This window comes from Psittacicella gerlachiana (assembly GCF_003585965.1).
Lineage (GTDB): Bacteria > Pseudomonadota > Gammaproteobacteria > Enterobacterales > Psittacicellaceae > Psittacicella > Psittacicella gerlachiana.
Map to the genome: position 1 here is coordinate 1 of NZ_NRJF01000120.1, position 5,394 is coordinate 5,394.

Annotated in this window: 4 protein-coding genes; 1 reads left to right on the plus strand and 3 read right to left on the minus strand. The window is 33.5% G+C overall.

The window, feature by feature from the left end:
- The first annotated feature begins 400 nt into the window (after positions 1-400).
- Complete coding sequence (gene topA, locus CKF59_RS04520; protein WP_119534786.1) at positions 401-3,043, plus strand: type I DNA topoisomerase; 2,643 nt, start codon at positions 401-403, stop codon at positions 3,041-3,043.
- Between the two features lie 197 nt (positions 3,044-3,240).
- Here topA and CKF59_RS04525 read toward each other — a convergent pair whose 3' ends face one another.
- Genes CKF59_RS04525 through CKF59_RS04535 form a run of 3 tightly spaced genes read right to left on the minus strand, consistent with a single transcriptional unit; the run spans position 3,241 to position 5,289 of the window.
- Positions 3,241-3,651: an ExbD/TolR family protein gene (locus CKF59_RS04525; protein WP_119534787.1), complete on the minus strand. Its 411-nt coding sequence runs from the start codon at positions 3,649-3,651 to the stop codon at positions 3,241-3,243.
- Positions 3,652-3,659: 8 nt separating this feature from the next.
- Positions 3,660-4,460: a MotA/TolQ/ExbB proton channel family protein gene (locus CKF59_RS04530; RefSeq protein WP_222985588.1), complete on the minus strand. Its 801-nt coding sequence runs from the start codon at positions 4,458-4,460 to the stop codon at positions 3,660-3,662.
- Positions 4,461-4,506: 46 nt separating this feature from the next.
- Positions 4,507-5,289 (minus strand): energy transducer TonB, encoded by a 783-nt coding sequence (locus CKF59_RS04535; protein ID WP_119534789.1) that lies wholly within the window; start codon positions 5,287-5,289, stop codon positions 4,507-4,509.
- Between the last annotated feature and the right edge of the window lie 105 nt (positions 5,290-5,394).

Here is a 5,394-nt window from a genome sequence, read left to right on the forward strand (position 1 = left end):
ATAAAAACCTTTTTACCTTTTATTTTTAATACCAATTAAATTTATGATATTGTAATAAAAAAATAGTTTGAATTTTTCAAACTGTTCAACAATCTTTTCTGCTCTTATTATAGCACTAAAAAGCTATATTTTTATCAAACTAGTGCTATCTCATTAGTTTACCATAAGTTAAACTTTTACAAAAATAGATCTCGTATCCTTAAAACTTACACTAAAACTTTTCATATCTTCTTTTTTGTGTGTTATATTTAGAGAGAAAAATAATATTAACCGAAGATTTTACTATGTAGTGGGATAACTTTAAGTCTTTCCTAAAACATAATATCTTCTTTAAAATCAGATTTACTTAGGTTTATTTTAAGATATATGCACAAGGTGCATAATTAACAGAGGCTTAAAAATGAGCAAATCTTTGGTGATCGTAGAGTCTCCGAATAAAACTGCGACAATCAAGAAATATTTAAATGATGATTTTATTGTTCTGTCATCAGTAGGTCATATTCGTGACTTACCTTCTAACTCCTCTTTTGCTCCAGTAGCAAAAAAAGGCGTTAAATTAAGTAAAGAACAAAAGCTAGAAAATGCGGTTTTAAAAATGGGAATTAATCCAACCAACTGGGATGGAGATTTCCAAATTATGGATACTAAACGCAAAGTTGTTACAGAATTAAAACATGTAGCAAAAAATTGTGATGTTATCTATTTAGCAACCGATTTGGACCGTGAAGGGGAAGCGATTGCTTGGCACTTAAAAGAAGTTTTAGGAGAAAACAAGGTATATAAACGCGTTATCTTCAACGAAATTACCAAGTCAGCAATCCAAAAAGCCTTTGCTAATCCTATTGAACTAAATATGGATCGTGTTCATGCACAGCAAACTCGTCGTTATTTAGATCGCATTGTAGGTTTTCTTATATCTCCTCTTCTCTTTAAAAAAGCAGGACGTGGACTTTCAGCTGGTCGTGTGCAATCAGTTGCTACCCGCTTAACTGTAGAAAGAGAAAGAGAAATACGTGCCTTTGTTCCAGTTGAGTTTTGGAGTATTAATTCTTTTTCTAGTGATTTTGAGTTCAACTTACACTCAATCGATGATAAACGTTTAACTTCACCAACTGACAAATCAGCTTTTTTTATTCCTAATCAAGCACAGGCACAAGAACACTTAGATAATATTAAAAGTGGTAAAGCGGTTATTAAAGCTATTGAAGTAAAAGATACAACTACTGCTCCAAGAGCACCTTTTACTACTTCAACCTTACAACAAAGAGCTTCTACTGTTCTTGGTTACGATGTGCGTACCACCATGAGCATTGCTCAATTTTTATATGAATCAGGATACATAACCTATATGCGTACTGACTCGGTAAATATTTCGCAAGAAGCTCGCAATATGGCTAAAGATTATATTCTTGAAAACTTTGGTGAAGAATATTGGGATGGAACTCGTCATTACTCCTCGAATAATGATAATTCTCAAGAAGCTCACGAAGCGATACGACCTACAAGTTTAAATATAACTTTACCAACAAGTTCACGCGGTTATAAATTATATAACCTTATTAAACAACAATTTTTATCTTCTTTAATGACCAATTCAGTGTTCCAAAACACCACAATTAGTCTTGAAGTAGACAATAAGCAAAAATATCTGTTAAGATTTTCTGCGAGTCTATTAAAGTTCTCAGGGCACCAAAAAGCTTTTGGTAGAGATCCTGATACTATGGTAAATATCGCTAAAGATTTTACTATTGGACAAACTCTAAAGCTCAAAGATATTAATGGTCAACAAAACTTTACTTCACCACCTAATCGCTATACAGAAGCTTCACTTGTAAAAGAACTTGAGAAGCGTTCTATAGGTCGACCATCAACCTATGCTAGCATTATCTCTACAATTCAAGAACGTGGTTATGTTACCTTAGAAAACAAAAAATTCATGGTACAAAAAATCGCTGAAATTGTTACAGATAGCCTAGAAGTTAGCTTTCCAGAGATTATGGACTATGACTTTACTGCTCAAATGGAAAAATCTCTAGATGAAATTGCTAATGGTGAAAAAGAATGGACGGCAGAACTAGATGAGTTTTGGAAAGAATTCCAATTAAAACTCATCAAAGCGGAGCTTCCTCCTGAAGAAGGAGGCATGCCTAACAAGGAATTAGTACCAACTAAATTTGAATGTCCAACATGTCATAAAAATAACATGGCTATTCAATTTTCTAAAAGTGGTACCTTCTTAACTTGTATGGGCTATGACCATAAAGGTGAAGATCAGTGTAAACGCTCTCTAACCTTAATCACCGCAGAAGAAATGTTAGGGGCAAAAGCTCAAGACGAAGAGCTAAAATCTTGTCCAAAATGTAATTCGAAATTAGACGAATTCTTTATAGATACCAAACACAAAATTTACATTTGTTCTAATGTTCCTCACTGTGACTATACACAAGTCGAAGAAGGTAACTTTATCGAAAATAAAGAATTAGATAATTTCCCATGTGATAAATGTGGACAGCCTATGGAATTACAATTTGGTCCATTTGGTAAATACATGCGTTGTACTAGTTGTGATAATACTCGTCGTATTTTAGCAAATGGTGAAGTAGCTCCACCACGTAAAGAGGCAATCGAGTTCCCTGAATTAAAATGTGAGAACGGTACTTCTTTCTTTGTTCTTCGTAATTCAGCTAAAGGAATTTTCTTAGGGGCAAATAACTTCCCTCGTTGTCGAGAAACTAAATTAGCTCCAGTAAGCATCTTAGCAAAATACCGAGATCGTCTTCCTGAAGAACTGCACTACTTAGCAGATGGTCCACAAATAGACCAAGAAGGAAATGAAACGGTAGTGCGTTATTCTGCTAAAGATAAAGTTCAATACCTAGGTTCTATTAATAAAGAAACTAATAAGTATACTAAGTTACGCTTAGATTATATTGATGGTACTTGGGTTAGTGCTTCTGAACCAGAAGTAAAAGAAACTAAGAAAAAAACTGTAGCTAAAACCAAAAAGACCACCACTAAGAAAAAGTCTACTAAAACTATCTAAAAAAATAATAAACTCTTCTAATTATAGATGGTTTAAAATAGTCCTCCGAGCTTTGAAAAAAAAGCTCGGAGGACTTTTTGTAGCCTCTAATTTGAGTAATTAAAATTGCTTAAGACAACTAAAACAAAAAGTAACAAAAATCCTCCAAACTTTTCTGCTCAAGTTTGGAGGATTTTTAATTAGTTGTTGTTAACTTATTATTTAATAGGTTCAGAAACAAAACCTATTTTACTTATCCCTACTGATTTAACTAAATCTAAAAGAGACATTACATATTTATAACTAACTTCCTGATCAGCTCTAATGGTAACTACAAGATCTGGATTATCTTTAAATTGTTGACTTAATAAATCTTTTAATTCTTGATCTGTAGAACTTTGATCTTGATAAAAATAAGTTCCTTCTTTATTTATAACCAAAGAAACAATTTTTGGAGCCTCAATCATCTGCTGTTGTGATGACTTAGGAAGACTGATATTTACTGAAGAAGTAAATACCGGCATCGCTAGCATAAATACTATGAGTAAAACCAGCATCACATCCACTAATGGTGTGATATTGATTTCTGACATTTCTTCATTTTCGGAGTTAAAACTGCCAAAAGCCATTTTCCCTCCTATTTATTTGTTTTAGTTAAAAACGAATTATAGAGATCATGAGCAAAACCGTCTAATTTACGATTAAATAAACGATTACGACGGATAAAAACGTTATAACAAAGTACTGCTGGAATAGCTACAAACAACCCGAATGCCGTGGCAATAAGTACTTCTCCAATTGGTCCAGCAATGGTAGCTATATTTGCATTTCCTGTTGCCGTAATCGAAATTAACGCTCGATAAATTCCCCATACCGTACCAAAAAGCCCCACAAAAGGTGCAGTCGCCCCAATAGTTGCTAAAGCAGATAAGCCACCATCTTGAGAATGAGTTGCTTTTTCTAATCTATACCTAATATTACGTTGTAAGTATTCAGCATAATCAAGAGACGAAGACATAGCTCCTTCAGCTTTTGCAAAAGATTCTTTGGCATTTAAAGCTTCTTCAACTAAATCTTTAATTGGAGAATTTCCCTCCATCGCTTGATAAGCTTGAGCATAAGTAGGATATTCTTTTGCATTTAATAGTTTTAAATGCTTTTTACTTTTACTTGCAATAATATAAGTCATAATGGCACGATAGATAATTACCGTCCAACTATAAATACTCATTAACACTAAAACAATAAAAGTAAATTTTAAAATTGCGTCACCTTCATTTAGGATTAAATGTAAAATTCCTAAATCAGTGTTTCCCGCTGTATTTGCGGTTTGTTCAGCTACAGGTAAGATATCCGTAGCATTTGTTGTCTCTTGTTCTTTTCCTTCACTTGCCATTACTAAGGGAAGAGAGACTAAAAACTTATCAAAAAGTGCCATATTAAACATAAAAATAAAAGAGTGATTGAATTAAACTTAGCTTTTCTTAACGATTAGCAATAGAAAACTCTATTGCAAACTCATAAGTAGATTTTATTGGCGTACCACCTTTAGTTGCAGGAATAAAAGTGTAGTAACGTCTTACAGTATTAACCGCTGCTCGATCTAAACGAGGATAACCCGAAGAAACCTTCACACTTACACTTGAAGGCTTACCATTGGTTTCAACGACAACCGTTAAAATCACCGTCCCTTGTTCACCACGTTCTAAAGATTGAAACGGATACTCAGGTTTAGGATTATTTAAATATCCTCCTTGATGAGAAGCTGTGGTTACTGCATCAGCACCAGAACCTTGAGTTCCTTTTGCCTCTCTTCCCGCTTCATTTTTCTCTCCAGGATTATCTACTTTGGTTTGGCTTGGCTGTTGTTTTGGCTTAGTAGGCTTTTTATTTACTTTTGGCGGAGTAGGCTTAGGTTTTACCGGTTCAACTGCAGGTTTTTCCTCTTTTTTTTCTTCTTTCTGTTCTTCTTTCTCTTCTTTTTCAGGTTCTTGAGGATTTACATCTGCCTTGTCCTCATTAGTTTCCACGGCTATAGATTCTTCTTTAGGAGGAGAAGTTTCAGGAATATAAGTCATCTCAAAGAACTCTATATTCGTTGAGGACTTAGTCACCCCTGAAGTTTGATCTAGATAAGAAGTTGCAGTTAACATTACTTTATTACTATTAGCAGCTAAAAGTAAATAAATCATTCCTACATGGGCTAAAATAACTATTACCAAAGCTAAGAGCTTTAATCCAATTCGATTTGAACCTTGCGTATACATATATCGAATTTGAAAAACATTTCTAAATGAGAATGATTAACTATAAAATACTTTAAAGTATAGCACACATAAATTAATTTTGTTTAAATAATAAAGAGAAAAAGC